This is a genomic window from Oribacterium sp. P6A1, assembly GCF_000702885.1.
In the GTDB taxonomy this organism is placed as follows: Bacteria; Bacillota; Clostridia; order Lachnospirales; family Lachnospiraceae; genus Oribacterium.
On sequence record NZ_JNKO01000013.1, the window covers coordinates 37,111 to 55,620 of the forward strand.

Consider the following 18,510-nt stretch of genomic DNA (forward strand, 5'->3'; position numbering starts at 1 on the left):
AAGCTTCATCGCCCTTGAAAAACCGATGAATTAACGCTATAGTAATTAGGTGTGTATTCTCATATACCTATTTTGTATATGATGATTTCTACACATACTTTTATTCAGATATTTCCGGGAGGAGAGAGGATCTTATGTTAGACATTAAATTTGTCAGAGAGAATCCTGAACTTGTAAAAGAGAATATAAAGAAAAAGTTCCAGGATGAGAAGCTTCCACTGGTTGATGAGGTTATCAAGTACGATGCGGAAGCCAGAAAGTGCCAGCAGGAGGCTGACGATCTTCGTGCAAAGAAGAATTCTGTTTCAAAGCAGATTGGTGCACTTATGGCACAGGGAAAGAAAGAAGAAGCTGAGCAGGTAAAGGCTGAGGTATCTCAGTATTCTGACAGACTTAAGGAGCTTGAGGAGTTACAGCCAAAGCTCAATGAAGAGATCACCAAGAGAATGATGGTGATTCCTAACATCATCGATCCATCTGTTCCTATCGGTCCGGATGACACACACAATGTTGAGAATCAGCGTTACGGAGAGCCGGTAGTTCCTGCATTTGAGGTTCCTTATCACACAGATATCATGGAGTCCTTCGGCGGTGTTGATATGGATGCTGCAGGACGTGTTGCAGGAAACGGTTTCTACTATCTTGTAGGCGACATCGCACGTCTTCACTCAGCAGTGCTCAGCTATGCCCGTGATTTCATGATCAACAGAGGCTTCACTTATGTCATCCCTCCATATATGATCCGTTCAAAGGTAGTTGACGGTGTAATGTCTTTCGCAGAAATGGATGCCATGATGTACAAAATCGAAGGCGAGGATCTTTACCTTATCGGTACATCAGAGCACTCAATGATCGGTCGTTTCATCGATCAGATCCTTCCTGCAGATACATTACCTCTTACACTTACATCATATTCACCTTGCTTCCGTAAGGAGAAGGGTTCTCATGGTCTTGAGGAGCGCGGAGTTTATCGTATCCACCAGTTTGAAAAGCAGGAGATGATCGTTGTATGTGAGCCTGAGGAGTCCATGAACTGGTACGAGAAGTTATGGCAGAACACTGTTGATTTCTTCCGTTCCATGGATATCCCTGTAAGAACTCTTGAGTGCTGTTCAGGAGATCTTGCAGACCTTAAGGTTAAGTCATGTGACGTTGAGGCCTGGTCACCACGTCAGAAGAAGTATTTCGAGGTTGGCTCATGCTCTAACCTTGGAGATGCTCAGGCAAGACGTCTCAAGATCCGTATCAAGGGCAAGGACGGCAAGATTCACCTTGCTCACACTCTTAACAATACCTGCGTAGCACCTCCACGTATGCTTATCGCATTCCTTGAGAATCACCTTCAGGCAGACGGCAGTGTTACCATCCCTGAGGTTCTTCAGCCTTACATGGGCGGAGCAAAGGTTCTCACTCCGAAGTGGAACTCAATCGAGGGCAAGAAGAAATAATCCTTTTCAGGCCTATGGTCAGTCAATCTGACAATAAGGTTCCGGGATATCATTCTCCGGACACATAATTTAAAATTTTACCTCCGAACACTTTAACCGGTGTCCGGAGGTTTTTTTAATTCTTTAGGTTTACTTCAGGTTTTTCAAAAATTCGTCCGTTGTATATTGGAAAGCCTTGTCCTATAATGAGAAAATAGTTTGAAGATGGGATACTCTTACATGATTTCACCGGAATATTTTCCACACTGAATCAATTTTCAATAGATGAATCCCGACTACAGTAAGAACTTCCATGTCAGATCATAAGTGAGTGTGAGATCCTGTTTACATTCAAATCATAAATTATTTCAAGAAAGAAGGAGCAATCTTGGAACCACTTATAAAGGTTAGAGACTTATATAAAATCTTTAATATTGGATCCAATAAAGTCTATGCTCTTAACGGAGTATCTTTTGATATATACAAAGGAGAATTCATAGCCATAGTCGGCACCTCCGGCTCAGGCAAGTCTACCTGCCTGAATATGCTGGCAGGACTGGAAGCACCAAGCAAGGGTGTCATCCAGATCGCCAACAAACGTATAGATCGTATGAACGAGGCTCAGCTGGTTAAATTCCGAAGGCAAAATGTCGGTTTTATATTCCAGAGCTATAATCTTATTCCTTCCATGAATGCCATAGAAAACGTAGCCATGCCGCTGATGTTCAGAGGTGTGAGCTATGAAAAGCGCATGAAAGCAGCAAAACACTATATGGAACTCATAGGCATAGGCGATCAGGGTAAGCACATGCCAAACCAGATGTCCGGTGGACAGCAGCAGCGTGTAGGCATTGCAAGAGCACTGGTTATAGATCCTCAAATCATCTTTGCGGATGAACCTACGGGAAATCTGGATTCCCATACCACAGATGATGTTCTTGACCTGATGAAAAAGATCGTTTCCGAGGAACAGCGCACCATGGTCATGGTCACTCATGATCCCCACATCGCATCATGGGCAGACAGACAGCTAAGAGTTGTGGACGGTCACATAGTTGAGACTGTTATAAACGATTCAAGCCCCATTGAAATAAAAATAAAAGAAGAGAACGGAGAGCCCCCATTCTGTGTAGTGACTCCCATAACATAGATAATTGACGATTCACCGTCAATCGCTCAATATTTTAACGGAAGCAACATTTGCCCGTATATCCTATGAATATTGGATGTTCCGAACAGTGATCTTCGGGCCATTCGGAGGAAGTATGAAATATAATAAATCAGAAAATTTCTTTAATATAAATTCTCATAGATTGAAATCAGTGCTTAGCTTATGTCTGAGCCTTTTTGTTATGCTTTGGGCGCTCATGGTGTTTGCACCGAAAACAGCAGAAGCATCCTACGTTGATACGAACCTTAACACCTTCGTTCATGATGCCGACCCGACACCTGAAGGCATAGTCGGTCAGGACATGCAGCTCACGGTCAGGATCGGATACAACGGCGTCAACGGTCTCTACAATCCGAACAGCAACGAGATCCACAACGTAAGAGTACGTCTTTCCCAGGATCAGAACCTCATAAACACAAACGGTATCGTTCCCAATGCCAACAGGACAAACCCCTATGATTCAGATGAAGAGTCTGCAGAATCAGAAGCCTACAATGAAGGTTATCAGGCCGGTGCTGCCCGTGCTTACAATGCTTCTCTCGGACTTACTTATCCTGTGGACGGCGGTACCTATCCCCTTGAGATCAATGCCTCTACCATGACTCAGGAGAAGAAACTGGGCACTCTTAAAAAAGGAGAGTATCAGGAGATCACCTTCAATGTTCACATAAGAAGTGACATCGAGCCCGGCTACTATGCTGTACCTCTTTCTATCTTTTACGATGTTCCTTACAACACATCAGGCTCCTACGGAAGCCTGAACAGAGCTGAATTCATAAACATTGCCGTTCTTTCCGCCGGTGATGTCAAGAATCCTGCCACTACAGAAAAACAGTCTGCATTTGCAGTCGGAGAGAATCAGACCACTCCTGCTGCAAATTATCCTGAACCCATGAACTACTCTGTGAATTTCAGGAATCAGACCAACCGTACTCTGTACGACGTTACCGTACATATAGAAAGCTCTCTGGATGACAGCTCGGAAATGCAGAACACAGCATTGGCAAAAACAGCAGCATCAAAGCAGTTTCCTTTCGAGATAACCCAGTCAAACTATGATCAGATATTTACATCCGTAGAACCTGATCAGACCATAAGCCCGGTCTATTCCATGAATATAAAGAGAAACGCAGCCAGCGGATATTATCCTATCAGCTATACTGTGACATATAAGAGCACTCCGGATGCAACTCTTTTATCCAAGGAAAAGCACATTTTCTACGTAAACATCAACAATCAGGGTATGAATGATACGGAAGATACAGACAGAACCAGAGAGTTCAATGCCAACGACCGTACCAAAGCCCGTCTTGTTGTGGGTTCCTATCATACAGAGCCGGAATCCGTATATGCCGGTCAGGCTTTCAAACTGGTAGTTGAGATACAGAATGCAAGCAGTGATATAAATGCCAGCAATATACTTCTTACCCTGGATTCGGAAAAAACAGACAATTCCGCAGTGTTCTCCACAGAGAACGGCGCAAACTCCATGGTCATAAATGAGCTTAAAGCAGGCGAGTCAAAGGAAGTATCCTGGACTATGATAGCTGCTGCAGGCGTGACTCCAAAGGCCTATGGTCTCACAGTTAATGAAAAGTATGATTCTCCCGAGTTCAAGAATGCGGAAGAGAAGGTAGCACTGGATATCATGGTTAAGCAGGTGGCACGTTTATCCTGCACCGGATACGATATTTCCCCGAATCCTGTGGATGCAGGAAGCGAGTCCAATGTTATGTTCAACATAAACAATACCGGAAAGGTCATCCTTTACAATGTCACAGTAGACTTTTCCGCTGACTCCATACAGAGCACAAGCACCTACGTCGGAAACATTAAACCGGGAGAATCCGGCTCGGTAGACGCCATGATCCAGGGACTAACCCCTACAGCGGATGACGGCACCGTCAATGTTCTCATAACTTACGAAGATATTAACGGTGAGCAGTCCACCCAGAACGAGACCATAAATCTCTTTGTGACGGAACCCATGGAGGAAGATATGAGCATGTTTGAGGAGGAAAACGATCAGGTTGAAACTCCCGGAGTTTTTGACCGCATAAAGATTCCTGGTGCAATCCTTCTTACAGCTGCTTTGGTAACCGGTGGTGTTATCTTTTACAAAAAGAAAAAGAAGTCTAAAGAGAAGGATATAGATGAGACTGTATGATTTATTCAAATTAGCTTTAAGCAATCTCACAAGGCGAAAGACCAGGACCTTTCTCACCATACTGGGTGTCGTCATAGGTACGGCATCCATTGTTGTCATGGTCAGTCTCGGTCTCGGAATGAGTCAGATGATGCTTAAGTCCTATCAGGACGAGGGATCTCTCACCATGATCCGGGTATACGAGAGCTATGAGCGGAGTGACAGCAACGATAAGAACAAGTCCCAGACCGAACTTACAGACGAAAACATGGAGCGTTTTAAGACTCTTGATCATGTAGTCGAAGTAAGTCCGGCTCTTGATGTGAGTGTTACCGCAAAAGCCAAGGGTGGTGAAGGTGACTTCACGATCAGAGGGGTTTCCCAGTATTATCTTTCACAGCTCAGCTTAAGAGACGGAGGCGAGATCCCGAAAAAGGATCAGAACGAGCTTAGTCTCATTTACGGAAACCAGCTTTTATACAATTCCTTTTACAAGCCAAAAAGCTACGAGAATATCGAAATAGACCCTCTAAAGGACACTGTTTTCCTCACTTTTCCGGCCTCAAGCTATTCTGACAAAAAAAACACTGTGGACACAGATGACCAGACAGCAAAAAAACAGAAGAAGTACATTATCCCGGTATCCGGAATCCTGAAAGGCGGAAGAGATGACTGGAACCAGAACAGCTACAACGCCTTCGCGGACATAGATACTCTGAAACGTTTTTTGCGAAAGATCTATAAAAAAGCTCTGGTCCCCAATCCGAGGACCACAAAAAACGGAAAAGCATATACCTACTATGTTTATGACACCATATACGTTTTTGTTGATGATATGAACAATGTCAAAGATGTTCAGAAGCAGATATCCGATATGGGCTTCAGCGTGAACTCCAATATGGAATGGCTGGAGTCTGCCCAGGAGCAGCTTGGTATGGTCCAGATGGTTCTTGGGGGAATAGGAGGCGTATCCCTTCTTGTTGCTGCCATAGGCATCATGAACACCATGATGATGTCAATTTATGAAAGAACAAAAGAAATAGGAGTTATGAAGGTTCTTGGCTGCGATATGTCCGATATAAGGAATATGTTCCTCTTTGAATCCGGTATCATAGGTCTCATGGGGGGAATAGCAGGACTTTTGGTAAGCTACCTTATATCATTTATCATTAACTTCCTGACCTCGGACAACGGCGGTGAATCTGTCTCCATGTTCATCGGATACACTGACGGCGGGGGTGCCCTTTCATATATTCCGTTGTGGCTTGCGGCATTTGCCATTATCTTTGCAATAGCAGTGGGCTCCATAGCGGGATATGTACCGGCAGTAAGAGCCATGAAGCTTAGTCCTCTGGCTGCCATAAGGAATGAATAAACGGCCCCTTTGGAATACCTGCTATATAAGATTGATACATAAGAAATGTTGTAAAAATATCTGTAAATGCTATAATTCGAAATAATATTTAAAAAAAGTTTTATAACAAAAACTGCATAGGATGAGGGAGTAATCATGATTAAAGTAGCAAAGTTCGGTGGAAGTTCATGTGCATCAGCAGAACAGTTTACAAAGGTAAAGAACATCATACTGTCTGACAAATCAAGACATTATATCGTTGTTTCTGCTCCGGGAAAGAGAAATTCCCAGGATACCAAGGTTACTGACATGTTGTATCAGCTTTACAATGCTGCTTCATCTGATCAGAACTTCACTCCTATTCTTACAAAAATAAAGGACCGTTATCAGGAAATAATCGACGGTCTCGGCCTTGATATCAGTCTGGATGAGGATTTTGATAAGATTGCCCACGATCTTCTTGACGGTGCAGGCAAGGACTATGCCGCATCAAGAGGAGAGTTCCTCAATGCAAAGCTTATGGCTGCATATCTTGGCTTCACCTTCATCGATTCAGCTTCCTGCTTTGTTTTCAAAAGTGACAGAAGCTGTGATTACGCAAAAACAGAGGCTGCCATCAGAGAAGCTCTTACTGATGTTGAGTATGCCGTTTTCCCGGGTTTCTACGGAGCAAACGAGGATGGTGATATCGTAACCTTCAGCCGCGGAGGATCTGATGTGACAGGTTCTCTCATTGCTGCCGCAGAGCATGTTGATCTCTATGAAAACTGGACAGACGTATCCGGATTCCTGGTTGCAGATCCCCGCATCGTAACAGATCCTGAAGTCATTGATTACATCACCTACAGAGAGCTCCGTGAGCTCAGCTACATGGGTGCAGGCGTACTTCACGAGGATGCGATTTTCCCTGTCCGTAAGGAAGGCATTCCTATCCAGATAAAGAACACCAACAAGCCTGATGACCACGGTACACTTATCGTTCAGGATACATTAAAGAAACCACGGTTTGTAATCACCGGTGTCAGCGGTAAAAAGGATTTCTGTGCTCTCAATATAGAAAAGGCCATGATGAATGCAGAGATCGGTTTCGGAAGAAAGGTTCTTACAGTTCTTGAGGATAACCATATTTCCTTCGAGCACCTTCCTTCAGGTATCGACACCATGACTCTCGTTATCCATCAGGAAGAACTGGAGTGCTGTGAGCAGAAAGTTCTGAACGGAATACAGCGCGCGGTAAATCCGGATCTCATTGAGCTCGAGTCCGACATCGCACTTGTGGCTGTAGTAGGCCGCGGCATGAAATCATCAAGAGGTGTTGCCGGAAGAATCTTCTCAGCACTTGCACATGAATATATAAACATTAAAATGATCGATCAGGGATCCAGCGAGTACAACATCATCATCGGTGTACGAAACGAAGACTTTGAAAAAGCAATTAAAGCAATATATAATATGTTTGTTTTAAGTGCTCAGAATAAATAATCAGGCGATAAAAGTATCCGGGCTTTAAAACCCCGGGTACTTTTTTGTTTTATTGCATGATACAAGTGTCATGACCTTTGTGAGTTTTCGTCCTGACCGTTTACAAGTGACTGAAAGCCATGCTAGAATGTCACTCTTGATACCGGTACGCTTCTGATTATCTCAGATGAATATTGCCGGTTTTTAACACCCAACACTTTTTACAGAAAGGTAAATCCTTGAAAATATATGTAATCGGCGGTGGTGCCGCAGGCATGCTGGCTGCCATATCCGCAAAGGAAACCAACCCTGATGCCGAAGTGCATCTCCTTGAAAAAAACGACAAGCTCGGAAAAAAGATATTCATTACAGGAAAGGGCAGAGGAAACATGACCAATGCCCAGAGCATAGAAGAGTTTTTCAAAAACTATGTCAATAATCCCAGATTTCTTTATTCTGCCCTTTATGACTTTACCAATCAGGATATCATAGACCTGCTGGAAAACAACGGCTGCCGGACAAAGACAGAACGCGGAGACAGGGTTTTTCCGGTTTCTGACCATGCCTACAGCATAACAGATGCGCTGAAGCATTATCTGAAGAAGCTCGGAGTGGAGATACATTACAAAACCGAAGTGAAGCGTCTCGTGATCCAGAACGAAAGAGTACGTGGCGTCGAGACTTCACACGGAAGATTTCCGGCAGACCGCATCATAGTTGCCACCGGCGGTCTTGCCTATCCGTCCACAGGATCCACGGGAGACGGCTACAGATTTGCAAAAGATGCGGGAATGAATGTTACGGAAACATATCCTTCCCTTGTCTGTCTCAATGTTCACGAGCCGGATATATACAAGTTAAAGGGGCTCAGCCTCAAAAACATAAGCATTGATGTCACAGATGAAGACGGAAAGAGCTATTACAGGGATTTCGGGGAACTTGACTTTATCGAAGAAGGCCTGAGAGGTCCTGTGATCATTTCCGCTTCTGCCGTTATCACAAAGTATCTCAATGCCTATGACCACAGTAAAAGAAAAATCCTTACAGTACATATAGACCTGAAACCCGCCCTTGACGATTCCCAGCTTGACGAAAGACTCCTCAGGGACTTCCATGAGTTCAGGAATAAGGAACTGAGAAACGCCTTTACAAATCTGCTTCCTTCCCGGATTATTTCCGTATTCACGGAGAGGCTTGAAGCGAAAGGGGTAGACATTAACAAAAAGGTTACTGAAGTTGATAAAAACTCCAGAAAGCAGATACTTACTCTGATTAGAAACTTTGATTTCACATTGAGCGGAACAGGCAGCTTCAAGGAGGCTATCGTGACTCAGGGCGGAGTTTCCGTAAAAGATATAAGTCCAAAAACTATGGAGTCAAAGAAGATATCGGGACTTTACTTCGCCGGGGAGGTTCTGGATGTTGACGGCTTCACAGGAGGTTTCAATATGCAGATGGCTTTCTCCACAGGACATCTCGCAGGATACTCTGCGGCTGTCAGTAAGTAATGAATGCATTATCAGATTATTAAAACAGCCGACATTTACAGAAGGTTCTGCTGTCTTATTTCTGACAGTGGCTGAACTTATGATCATAAACAATTGAATGCCGGTTTTATATTATATATAGAAAAGAGGTTAATATATTATGCCATACAGTATAGCTATCGACGGTCCTGCAGGTGCCGGAAAATCAACAATTGCAAAAGCAGTTTCCAAAGAACTCGGATATGTATATATAGATACAGGAGCCATGTACCGCACTGTGGGACTTTACTGTCTTTTGAACGGCATTTCCATAACTGATGAGGATACTGTTGTTGACAGGATAAAGGATATAGACATTTCCATCGCCTACGATGATGAGGGTGTACAGCAGGTATTTCTCAACGGTGAAAATGTAAGCACAAAGATCCGTACTCAGGAAGTAGGAGAGGCTGCATCCACAGTTTCACAGTATCAGCCTGTACGTGACAAGCTCGTGAGCCTCCAGCAGAAACTCGCTTCCACAACTTCCGTAGTAATGGACGGAAGAGACATAGGATCCAAGGTACTTCCAAATGCAGACACCAAGATTTATCTTACCGCTTCCGTAAAAGAGCGTGCCAGAAGACGTGCCAATGAGCTCAGGGAAAAAGGTGAGACCTGCGACATAGAAGAAGTTGAGAAAGAAATAGAAGAGCGCGATTACAGAGATATGCACAGAGAAAACTCACCTCTTGTACAGGTTCCCGATGCCGTTCTTGTTGACAGTTCAAACCTTACAATAGATGAGACCATAGACAAAATTCTTGACATTGCCATGCATCGTTAAAAAAGGAAACAAATTACAAATGAATGTAACATTAGCAAAAACCGCCGGATTCTGTTTCGGGGTACAGCGGGCAGTTGATACAGTCTACGAAATAATCCACAGAGAATTACAAAAGCCGGAATCACAGCGTAAACAGATTTACACTTACGGTCCTATAGTTCACAATGAAACTGTAATCGATAAAATAAGCTCCTTCGGTGTTAAGATCCTGAATGATGAAGAGGACCTGAAGGCATTAACTGACGGCATAGTCATCATAAGAGCCCACGGAGTACCGAAGCTGGTCTACGAGATTTTGAAAGAAAGAAATATAGAGACCATTGATGCATCCTGTCCTTTCGTACAGAAAATACAGAAGCTTGCGAACAAACATACATCTGAAAAAGAAAAAGTTTTTATCGTCGGAAATCCGGATCATCCTGAGATAATCGGAATCATGGGATGGGCTGAAGGCAGTATTTACGCTGTTCCCGATATAGAGTCTGCCGAAAAACTCCCGGAGGGAAACGGAGAGAAAATCGTTGTTCTCGCACAAACAACATTCAACACAGACAAATTTAAACAAATCATTGAAATTTTGAAAAAAAAGTTTTATGATGTTAATGCTATTAATACGATTTGTAACGCGACTTTCGAGAGACAGGCAGAAGCAAAGGAGCTGGCAAGACGCTCCGATGCCATGATTGTCATTGGAGGAAGCAGTTCATCCAACACGAAAAAGTTATATGAGATTTGCAAAGACCAGTGTCCAGTTACCCAGTTGATACAGACGGTTCACGATCTTAACTTTAGTTACGATGGCGCGATTCAAAACGTAGGTATTACGGCTGGGGCAAGCACCCCGAAAGAAATTATTGAGGAGGTTCAAAATTATGTCAGAAATGAGTTTTGAACAGATGCTCGACGCATCATTAAAATCTATTCATGCAGGGGAGATTGTTACTGGTAAGGTTATTAGTGTTAAGCCAGATGAGATTGCACTCAACATCGGGTACAAGTCAGATGGTATTATGACAAGAAGCGATTACAGCGCAGACAATACATTAGACCTCACCACAGTAGTCAATGTCGGCGACGAAATTGAATGCAAGGTCAAGAAGGTAAACGATGGCGAAGGCCAGGTTGCACTTTCTCACAGAGAGGCTATTGCATCTAAGGCATCTGAGGAGCTTAAGGAAGCTTTCGAGAACCAGACTGTTCTTACAGGAAAGGTTGTTCAGGTTGTCAAGGGTGGTCTCAATGTTGAGGTAAACGGCGCAAGAGTATTTATTCCTGCATCACTTGTTTCAGATACATTTGAGAGAGATCTTACCAAGTACCAGGGACAGGATGTCCAGTTTGTTATCACAGAGTTCAATCCGATGAAGCGCAGAGTAATCGGTGACAGAAAGCAGCTTATGACTGCTACAAAGAAGGAGCAGCACGACAAGCTCTTCTCAGAGCTCCAGGTTGGCGATATCCGTACAGGTGTTGTTAAGAACCTTACAGATTTCGGTGCATTCATCGATCTTGGCGGTGCTGACGGTCTTCTTCACATTTCAGAGATGTCTTGGGGCAGAATTGAGAATCCTAAGAAGATCTTCAAGGCAGGTCAGGAAGTTACTGCTATGGTCAAGGAAATCAACGGTGAGAGAATTGCTCTTACACGTAAGTTCCCTGATGAGAATCCTTGGAAGGATGCAGAGGTTAAGTTCGCTGTAGGTACAACTGTAAACGGTACAGTTGCACGTATGACAGACTTCGGTGCATTCGTAGAGCTTGAGAAGGGTATCGATGCACTTCTTCATGTTTCTCAGATTTCAAAGGAGCATGTAAACAAGCCATCAGATGTTCTTACAGTTGGTCAGGACATCGAGGCAAAGATTGTTGATCTTGATATCGACAACCATAAGATTTCACTCAGCATGAAGGCACTTCTTCCGGATGCTGACGAGAACGCTGATGTAGCTGATGTTGACATCACAGCAGTTGCAGAAGCTGACGCAGAGTAATTTATATGGTTACAAAGAGCCGGACTTAAGCCCGGCTCTTTTATTGTATAAATTCCTGTCATGGGATGTTCCCAGGCATAGTATGGTACAATTCTTTTTTATTATCAGGAGACAATCATGGGCATGGAAATAGAACGCAAATTTCTGGTAAAGGAGCTTCCGGGAGATCTTTCAAACTATCCCGTAAGGCTGCTAGAGCAGGCATATCTAAACTTTACTCCTACAGTTCGAATAAGACATGACAAAAGCGCAGAACAGGACAAATACGAACTTACATACAAAGGAAAAGGTGATTTCTCACATGAAGAGTACAATCTCCCCCTGGATAAAGAATCCTATGAACATCTGATGGCAAAGCATGACGGCAATGTCATAAGAAAAAAGCGTTATATGATACCTGTGGGAAAGTACACCGCAGAGCTTGATATATTCGAAGGTGATCTTCAGGGTTACAGTCTGGTTGAAGTGGAATTTGAATCCATAGAAGAGGAGAATACATTTGTCCCTCCTTCATGGTTCGGAAAGGATGTTACGGCCGGCGGAGAATACAGCAATGCAAGGCTCGCAAGAGGGGTCCTGCCCGGATCAGTCAGCGGTAAATGATCCTGCATCCGGGGGGCATCATCCTGTCTTTCAAAGCGAAAAACCTTGCTATAAAAGATAGTACGTGTTATACTCTGTCCTCGGACGTGTTTACTTACGGGAGAAGTATGCGCATTTCCCCTGTGGGTTACATATAAAAATTAAGAAACGATAAGTTTTGGAGGTACTCTTAATGAGCGTTAAAGTTGAAAATCTTGAGAACAATATGGCCAAGCTGACCGTAGAGGTTGATAATGCTGAATTCTTAAAGGCCATTGACACAGCATATAATAAGAACAAGGGCCGTTTCAATCTTCAGGGCTTCCGTAAGGGCCATGCACCAAAGGCAATGATCGAGAAGATGTATGGACCACAGGTATTTTTCGAGGATGCACTTAATGTGATTCTTGACAGCACATATCCTGCAGCTGCAAAGGAGTCAGGTCTTGAGATCGTATCCCGTCCTGAGATCGGTGTTGATCAGATCGGCACAGACAAGAACCTTATCTACACTGCTACAGTTGCTGTTAAGCCTGAGGTAACACTCGGTGAGTACAAGGGTGTAACAGTTGAGAAGGCTGATACAACAGTTTCAGCAAAGGAAGTAAACGAGAAGCTTAAGCAGGAGCTTGAGAAGAACGCACGCGTTATCGACGTTGACCGCGCAATCAAGAAGAACGATATCGCAACTATCGACTTCGTTGGTTCAGTAGACGGCAAGGAGTTCGAAGGCGGCAAGGGTGAGGATTATCCTCTTACTATCGGTTCAGGTACATTCATCCCTGGCTTCGAGGATCAGCTTATTGGTCACAAGGCCGGCGAGACAGTTGATGTCAATGTTACATTCCCTGAGGAGTACGGCGCTAAGGATCTTGCAGGTAAGGCAGCACTTTTCAAGACAACTATCAAGGTTGTAAAGGAGAAGCAGATTCCTGCAGCTGATGATGAGTTCGCATCTGAGGTTTCAGAGTTCGATACTCTTGATGAGTACAAGAAGGATCTCAAGAAGTCTCTGAAGGAGCTCAAGGAGAAGTCAGCTACAACAGCCAATGAGAACAGCGTAATCGCCAAGGTTGTTGAGAATGCTTCAGTTGTAATCCCACAGCCTATGATCGATGCACAGCTTGACAATATGGTATATGACTACCAGATGAGACTTCAGCAGCAGGGCATCCCAATGGATCAGTACTTAAAGATCACAGGACAGACTGTTGAGCAGGTTAGAGAGCAGATGAAGCCAAGCGCTGAGAGAAACATCAAGACATCTCTTGTTATCGAGGCTGTTATGAAGGCTGAGAACATCACTGTTTCTGACGAGCGTGTAGATGAAGAGTTCAAGAAGCTCGCTGAGCAGTACAAGATGGATGTAGCTGATCTTATGAAGAACGTTACTGATTCTCAGAAGGAGAGCATGAAGAAGGATCTTGCATTCCAGGAGACAGTAGACTTCCTGGTTTCTGAGGCAAACCTTGTAAAGGCTGAGAAGAAGTCAAAGAAGGCTGAGAAGGACGAAGAAGAGACTTCCGAGAACTAATCAGGAATATATTCAGGAGCGATGCAGTACTTTCCTGCATCGCTCTTTTTAAATGTATAAAGCCCGGTCGCAAAGCAATCCGTAGGGCTTTATATATTATCGGCACTCATTTTGGTATGAGCAAAAAGCTGCCAGAACACAGTGAGAGGAGCTTTTTGTGAAGTGCCGCTTTATTGTTTTCAATTTCAGATAATAGTACAATGAACTCACAATGGAGGATGAAAAAGTATGAATTTTAGTGACATCACAACAATTCCTTATGTTATTCAGTCAACATCCAGAGGCGAGCGTTCCTATGATATTTTTTCAAGACTTTTAAATGAGCGTATCGTTTTCCTCGGAGATGAAGTAAATCACGACACAGCTTCTCTCGTAGTTGCTCAGCTTTTATTCCTTGAGTCAGAGGATCCGGACAAGGATATCAGTCTTTATATCAACAGTCCTGGAGGTGTTATCACAGACGGTATGGCCATTTACGACACCATGCAGTACATCAAGTGTGATGTATCAACCATCTGTGTAGGTATGGCAGCTTCCATGGGTGCATTCCTTCTTGCAGGCGGAACCAAGGGCAAGCGTATGATTCTTCCCAATGCAGAAGTCATGATTCATCAGCCATCAGGCGGAGCACAGGGACAGGCAACAGAGATTCAGATCACTGCAGAGTGGATTCTCAGAACAAAGAAGCACATGGCCGAAATTCTTGCCGCAAACTGCGGACAGCCATTCGAAAAGGTTATGGCCGACACAGAGCGTGATCACTGGATGACAGCAGAGCAGGCCCTTGAATATGGCATTGTAGACCATATCTTCAAGTCACGTGATCAGGGTCTTGCAAGCAAGAAATGATTTCCGGATAAGCATATTAGGATATGAAGAGGTAGAAATATGGCAATGAAACCAGAAGACAAGATCCGCTGTTCCTTTTGCGGAAAGTCTGCCAAGCAGGTTCACAAATTAATCGCCGGTTTAAACAACACATATATTTGTGACGAGTGCGTTGACTTATGCCAGGAGATACTCGACGAGGAGAACGGCACTGACGAGACAACCACAGATACATCCGATATCCGCCTTCTTAAGCCGAAGGAGATAAAGGAATTTCTTGACGAATTTGTAATTGGACAGGATGAGGCCAAAAAGGTCCTTTCCGTTGCGGTATATAACCACTATAAGAGAATTACATCTAAGATCAAGGATATCGATGTTCAGAAATCCAACATCCTTATGGTAGGACCAACAGGTACAGGTAAGACATATCTCGCCCAGACACTTGCCAAAATACTTGGTGTTCCTTTTGCCATTGCCGATGCAACAGCATTGACAGAAGCCGGATACGTTGGAGAAGACGTAGAGAATATCCTTCTGAAGCTCATTCAGGCTGCGGATTATGACATTAAACGTGCTGAAATCGGTATCATCTACATCGACGAGATCGATAAGATAACAAAGAAGTCTGAGAACGTCTCCATCACAAGAGATGTTTCCGGTGAAGGCGTACAGCAGGCCCTCCTCAAGATTCTTGAAGGAACTGTTGCCTCCGTTCCGCCTCAGGGCGGCAGAAAGCATCCTCAGCAGGAGCTTATACAGATCGACACAACCAATATTCTTTTCATTTGCGGCGGTGCCTTTGACGGACTTGAGCATATCATTGAAAAGCGTATAGCTTCAGGTTCCATCGGATTCGGTGCAGAGATCGTTGAAAAGAACAAAGAAAATTACGACGATGTACTCAAGGAGGTTCAGCCTGAGGATCTCGTTAAATTCGGTCTGATTCCCGAATTCATCGGAAGAGTGCCTGTTGATGTTACACTGCAGTCTCATGACGTAGATACCCTTAAGCAGATCCTCACCACTCCAAAGAACGCGCTTATCAAGCAGTATCAGAAGCTGTTTGAGATTGACGGTGTAAATCTTGAGTTTACAGAGGAGGCTGTCACAGCCATTGCCCAGAAAGCAGTAGCACGAAAGACAGGAGCTAGAGGTCTGAGATCCATCATGGAAGATATGATGACAGATATCATGTATGAGATCCCTTCAGAGCCTGATATCTCAGTAGTTGAGATCACTGAGGACGTGGTCAACAACAACGGAAATCCTGTGGTGACACATAAGGATGAGGATTTAACAAAGGCGTCTATCGCTCATAACGGTTCTCCGTTCTTTGACAAGGATGAAGATCAGTCAGCGTAATACCGCCTTCTGAAATAAAGGAGATAAGATTGAAAATAATATCAGTCAACCTTGAACAGGTATTGGGAGTCAAGTCAGAACTTCCTTCAACAGGAAAGCCGGAGTTTGTTATGGCCGGAAGATCGAACGTTGGTAAATCATCCTTTATCAATGCTTTCATCAACCGTAAAAACTACGCCCGTACCAGTTCTACTCCGGGAAAAACACGAACTATTAACTTTTACAATATAAACGAACGTTTCTATCTTGTAGATCTTCCCGGTTACGGCTATGCCGCTACCGGTGCGGTGGAACAGGAAAAATGGGGCCGTATGATCAACAAGTATCTCGAGACCTCGGAAGATATCGAGGAAGTCATCCAGTTCGTTGACATCAGACACGAGCCATCCAAACAGGATATTCAGATGTTTGACTTCGTCAAGCAGTCCACAGGTTTCGAGCCCATCGTCATACTGACAAAGGCAGACAAGATTAAGCGTTCTCAGATCAAGAAACAGACAGATGTCATCAGAAAGTGTCTGAATGCAACAACAAATTGTGTCATGATTCCGTTTTCTTCGGAGACAAAACAGGGCCTTCAGGAGATTTACGCTATAATAGATGACATCATAGATACTCCGGAAAAATCAGAGGAGTAAAATCCTGTCAGTTTATCTCATAATTATTGAAAAACTGATATATCCTCCTGCAGGAGGAGTAAAATCAAGGACTTTCAGAAATATGCTTGACACATTATTCGTTCAGTGCTATCATTCTAAAGTCGTTTAGACACAGGAAAGTAGGTATCCACCTCACCTCGGCAGTCCGATACTGACCCGGGTTCATATTTGATTATTACTTCGTGTATATTCATTATGGTGGATTTGGCTTACAATCCACCATATTTTTGTATATATAGATGTACCATGGAGAGGAGTTTATGGCTATTAAGAAAAACGCAGACATCGAGATAAACGAGCAGATCAGAGACAAAGAGGTAAGAGTAATTGGAGCCAACGGAGACCAGTTAGGTGTCATGTCTTCCAAGGATGCTTACATGATGGCAAAAGAAGCAGACCTTGATCTCATCAAGATTGCTGCCAATGCTACGCCACCTGTCGTTAAGATTGCTGACTTCGGTAAGTATCGTTATGAGATGATGCGCAAAGAAAAAGAAGCCAAGAAGAATCAGCATGTAACTGAGATCAAGGAGATTCGTATGACACCGAACATCGATACCAACGATCTCAACACAAAGTTGGGTGCTGCAAGAAAATTCCTTGAGAAGGGCAACAAGGTTAAGGTTGCTCTCAGATTCAGAGGTCGTGAAATGTCACGTATGAATCAGTCCAAGTATATTCTTGATGAGTTTGCAGAGAAGTTAAAGGACATTGCTGTTCTTGACAAGCCTGCAAAGATCGAAGGCAGAAATATGGCGATTGTTATAAGCCCTAAAAAGTAAATTCACAGGAGGCTAATATGGCACAGTTAAAGCTTAAGACAAAGAAAGCCGCTGCTAAGCGCTTTAAGGTTACCGGAACTGGTAAGCTCGTAAGAAACAAGGCTTATAAGTCCCACATCCTTACAAAGAAGACAACCAAGCGTAAGAGAGGTCTTCGCAAGGATACTGTAGTTGATTCAACAAACGTAAAGACAATGAAGAAGATTCTTCCATATCTTTAATTTGTAGGCCTTAGAGGAGGAAATTAAAATGAGAATTAAGGGCGGATTAAACGCTAAGAAGAAGCATAATAGAGTACTCAAGCTGGCTAAAGGCTACAGAGGATCTCGTTCAAAGCACTATAGAGTAGCTAAGCAGAGCGTAATGAGAGCTCTCACAGAGTCTTACAGAGGACGTAAGGAGAGAAAGAGACAGTTCAGACAGCTCTGGATTGCTCGTATCAACGCAGCTGCAAGACTTAACGGTCTTTCATACAGCAAGTTCATGTTCGGTCTCAAGTCAGCAGGTGTTGACATGAACCGTAAGATGCTTTCTGAGGTAGCTATCGCTGATCCAGAGGGATTCGCAAAGCTTGCAGAGACAGCAAAGGCTCAGCTTAACAAGTAATTTCAAATTGCTTTTAACCCCCCGATGTTTATACATCGGGGATTTTTATTGTCAGCTGAGAGAGGTCATTTTCACTAAGTACAGAAATGTGAGTCCGGACCTTACAGTACTCTGATACCGGACTTATACATTAAATTTCATGTTGACTGAGATGTTTCTATGTGCTAATATTTAGAAGTTCGCGGAGGTGGCGGAACGGCAGACGCGCACGGTTCAGGTCCGTGTGAGGTAACACTCTTGAGGGTTCAAATCCCTTTCTCCGCAGTATTCAGGCATCGGTTCAGACCGGTG

Annotated in this window: 17 protein-coding genes and 1 tRNA gene; all 18 read left to right on the top strand. The window is 43.7% G+C overall.

Features of this window, described 5'->3' with window-relative positions:
• Window positions 1–134: 134 nt before the first annotated feature.
• Window positions 135–1,448, top strand: coding sequence for a serine--tRNA ligase (serS, locus tag T515_RS10050; protein ID WP_036610569.1), 1,314 nt, complete (start codon window positions 135–137; stop codon window positions 1,446–1,448).
• A gap of 367 nt (window positions 1,449–1,815) precedes the next feature.
• Window positions 1,816–2,577, top strand: a complete 762-nt coding sequence (locus T515_RS10055; RefSeq protein ID WP_081832772.1) for an ABC transporter ATP-binding protein — start codon at window positions 1,816–1,818, stop codon at window positions 2,575–2,577.
• Between the two features lie 115 nt (window positions 2,578–2,692).
• Window positions 2,693–4,765 (top strand): COG1361 S-layer family protein, encoded by a 2,073-nt coding sequence (locus tag T515_RS10060; protein ID WP_051671630.1) that lies wholly within the window; start codon window positions 2,693–2,695, stop codon window positions 4,763–4,765.
• Window positions 4,752–6,119, top strand: coding sequence for an ABC transporter permease (locus tag T515_RS10065; protein ID WP_036610571.1), 1,368 nt, complete (start codon window positions 4,752–4,754; stop codon window positions 6,117–6,119). Before T515_RS10060 ends, T515_RS10065 begins: the two co-directional genes overlap by 14 nt.
• Window positions 6,120–6,254: 135 nt before the next feature.
• On the top strand, window positions 6,255–7,580 hold the full coding sequence (locus T515_RS10070) for an aspartate kinase (protein ID WP_036610573.1): 1,326 nt from the start codon (window positions 6,255–6,257) through the stop codon (window positions 7,578–7,580).
• A gap of 218 nt (window positions 7,581–7,798) precedes the next feature.
• Window positions 7,799–9,067: an NAD(P)/FAD-dependent oxidoreductase gene (locus tag T515_RS10075; protein ID WP_036610575.1), complete on the top strand. Its 1,269-nt coding sequence runs from the start codon at window positions 7,799–7,801 to the stop codon at window positions 9,065–9,067.
• A 139-nt stretch (window positions 9,068–9,206) separates the two neighbouring features.
• Complete coding sequence (cmk, locus tag T515_RS10080) at window positions 9,207–9,872, top strand: (d)CMP kinase (RefSeq protein WP_036610577.1); 666 nt, start codon at window positions 9,207–9,209, stop codon at window positions 9,870–9,872.
• 19 nt (window positions 9,873–9,891) lie between these two features.
• Window positions 9,892–10,764 (top strand): 4-hydroxy-3-methylbut-2-enyl diphosphate reductase, encoded by an 873-nt coding sequence (gene ispH, locus T515_RS10085; RefSeq protein WP_036610578.1) that lies wholly within the window; start codon window positions 9,892–9,894, stop codon window positions 10,762–10,764.
• A complete protein-coding gene (gene rpsA / locus T515_RS10090; RefSeq protein WP_036610580.1) occupies window positions 10,745–11,863 on the top strand; it encodes a 30S ribosomal protein S1 in 1,119 nt (372 codons plus the stop codon). Before ispH ends, rpsA begins: the two co-directional genes overlap by 20 nt.
• Before the next feature lie 123 nt (window positions 11,864–11,986).
• The gene (locus T515_RS10095) at window positions 11,987–12,466 is read left to right on the top strand and encodes a CYTH domain-containing protein (protein WP_036610655.1); all 480 of its coding nucleotides are present in this window, start codon (window positions 11,987–11,989) and stop codon (window positions 12,464–12,466) included.
• Window positions 12,467–12,638: 172 nt separating this feature from the next.
• Window positions 12,639–13,979: a trigger factor gene (gene tig / locus T515_RS10100; protein ID WP_036610582.1), complete on the top strand. Its 1,341-nt coding sequence runs from the start codon at window positions 12,639–12,641 to the stop codon at window positions 13,977–13,979.
• 243 nt (window positions 13,980–14,222) lie between these two features.
• A complete protein-coding gene (clpP, locus tag T515_RS10105) occupies window positions 14,223–14,828 on the top strand; it encodes an ATP-dependent Clp endopeptidase proteolytic subunit ClpP (protein ID WP_031548494.1) in 606 nt (201 codons plus the stop codon).
• Window positions 14,829–14,867: 39 nt separating this feature from the next.
• Window positions 14,868–16,172 (top strand): ATP-dependent Clp protease ATP-binding subunit ClpX, encoded by a 1,305-nt coding sequence (gene clpX / locus T515_RS10110; RefSeq protein ID WP_051671631.1) that lies wholly within the window; start codon window positions 14,868–14,870, stop codon window positions 16,170–16,172.
• 29 nt (window positions 16,173–16,201) lie between these two features.
• Window positions 16,202–16,810 carry a ribosome biogenesis GTP-binding protein YihA/YsxC gene (yihA, locus tag T515_RS10115; protein WP_036610585.1) on the top strand — a complete coding sequence of 203 codons (609 nt, stop codon included), beginning with the start codon at window positions 16,202–16,204 and terminating at the stop codon, window positions 16,808–16,810.
• Between the two features lie 281 nt (window positions 16,811–17,091).
• Window positions 17,092–17,613, top strand: coding sequence for a translation initiation factor IF-3 (gene infC / locus T515_RS10120; RefSeq protein WP_036610588.1), 522 nt, complete (start codon window positions 17,092–17,094; stop codon window positions 17,611–17,613).
• Between the two features lie 17 nt (window positions 17,614–17,630).
• On the top strand, window positions 17,631–17,834 hold the full coding sequence (gene rpmI, locus T515_RS10125; protein ID WP_036610591.1) for a 50S ribosomal protein L35: 204 nt from the start codon (window positions 17,631–17,633) through the stop codon (window positions 17,832–17,834).
• Between the two features lie 28 nt (window positions 17,835–17,862).
• Window positions 17,863–18,219, top strand: coding sequence for a 50S ribosomal protein L20 (gene rplT / locus T515_RS10130; protein WP_036610594.1), 357 nt, complete (start codon window positions 17,863–17,865; stop codon window positions 18,217–18,219).
• A 181-nt stretch (window positions 18,220–18,400) separates the two neighbouring features.
• Window positions 18,401–18,483, top strand: a tRNA-Leu gene (locus T515_RS10135).
• Window positions 18,484–18,510 lie beyond the last annotated feature (27 nt).

Bases quoted from the DNA above. Each gene is read 5' to 3' on its own strand.
- rpsA (WP_036610580.1), top strand. From the start codon at position 10,745: ATGTCAGAAATGAGTTTTGAACAGATGCTCGACGCATCATTAAAATCT.
- T515_RS10065 (WP_036610571.1), top strand. From the start codon at position 4,752: ATGAGACTGTATGATTTATTCAAATTAGCTTTAAGCAATCTCACAAGG.
- serS (WP_036610569.1), top strand. From the start codon at position 135: ATGTTAGACATTAAATTTGTCAGAGAGAATCCTGAACTTGTAAAAGAG.
- rplT (WP_036610594.1), top strand. From the start codon at position 17,863: ATGAGAATTAAGGGCGGATTAAACGCTAAGAAGAAGCATAATAGAGTA.
- tig (WP_036610582.1), top strand. From the start codon at position 12,639: ATGAGCGTTAAAGTTGAAAATCTTGAGAACAATATGGCCAAGCTGACC.
- infC (WP_036610588.1), top strand. From the start codon at position 17,092: ATGGCTATTAAGAAAAACGCAGACATCGAGATAAACGAGCAGATCAGA.
- T515_RS10095 (WP_036610655.1), top strand. From the start codon at position 11,987: ATGGAAATAGAACGCAAATTTCTGGTAAAGGAGCTTCCGGGAGATCTT.
- clpX (WP_051671631.1), top strand. From the start codon at position 14,868: ATGGCAATGAAACCAGAAGACAAGATCCGCTGTTCCTTTTGCGGAAAG.
- ispH (WP_036610578.1), top strand. From the start codon at position 9,892: ATGAATGTAACATTAGCAAAAACCGCCGGATTCTGTTTCGGGGTACAG.
- cmk (WP_036610577.1), top strand. From the start codon at position 9,207: ATGCCATACAGTATAGCTATCGACGGTCCTGCAGGTGCCGGAAAATCA.
- rpmI (WP_036610591.1), top strand. From the start codon at position 17,631: ATGGCACAGTTAAAGCTTAAGACAAAGAAAGCCGCTGCTAAGCGCTTT.
- T515_RS10070 (WP_036610573.1), top strand. From the start codon at position 6,255: ATGATTAAAGTAGCAAAGTTCGGTGGAAGTTCATGTGCATCAGCAGAA.
- T515_RS10060 (WP_051671630.1), top strand. From the start codon at position 2,693: ATGAAATATAATAAATCAGAAAATTTCTTTAATATAAATTCTCATAGA.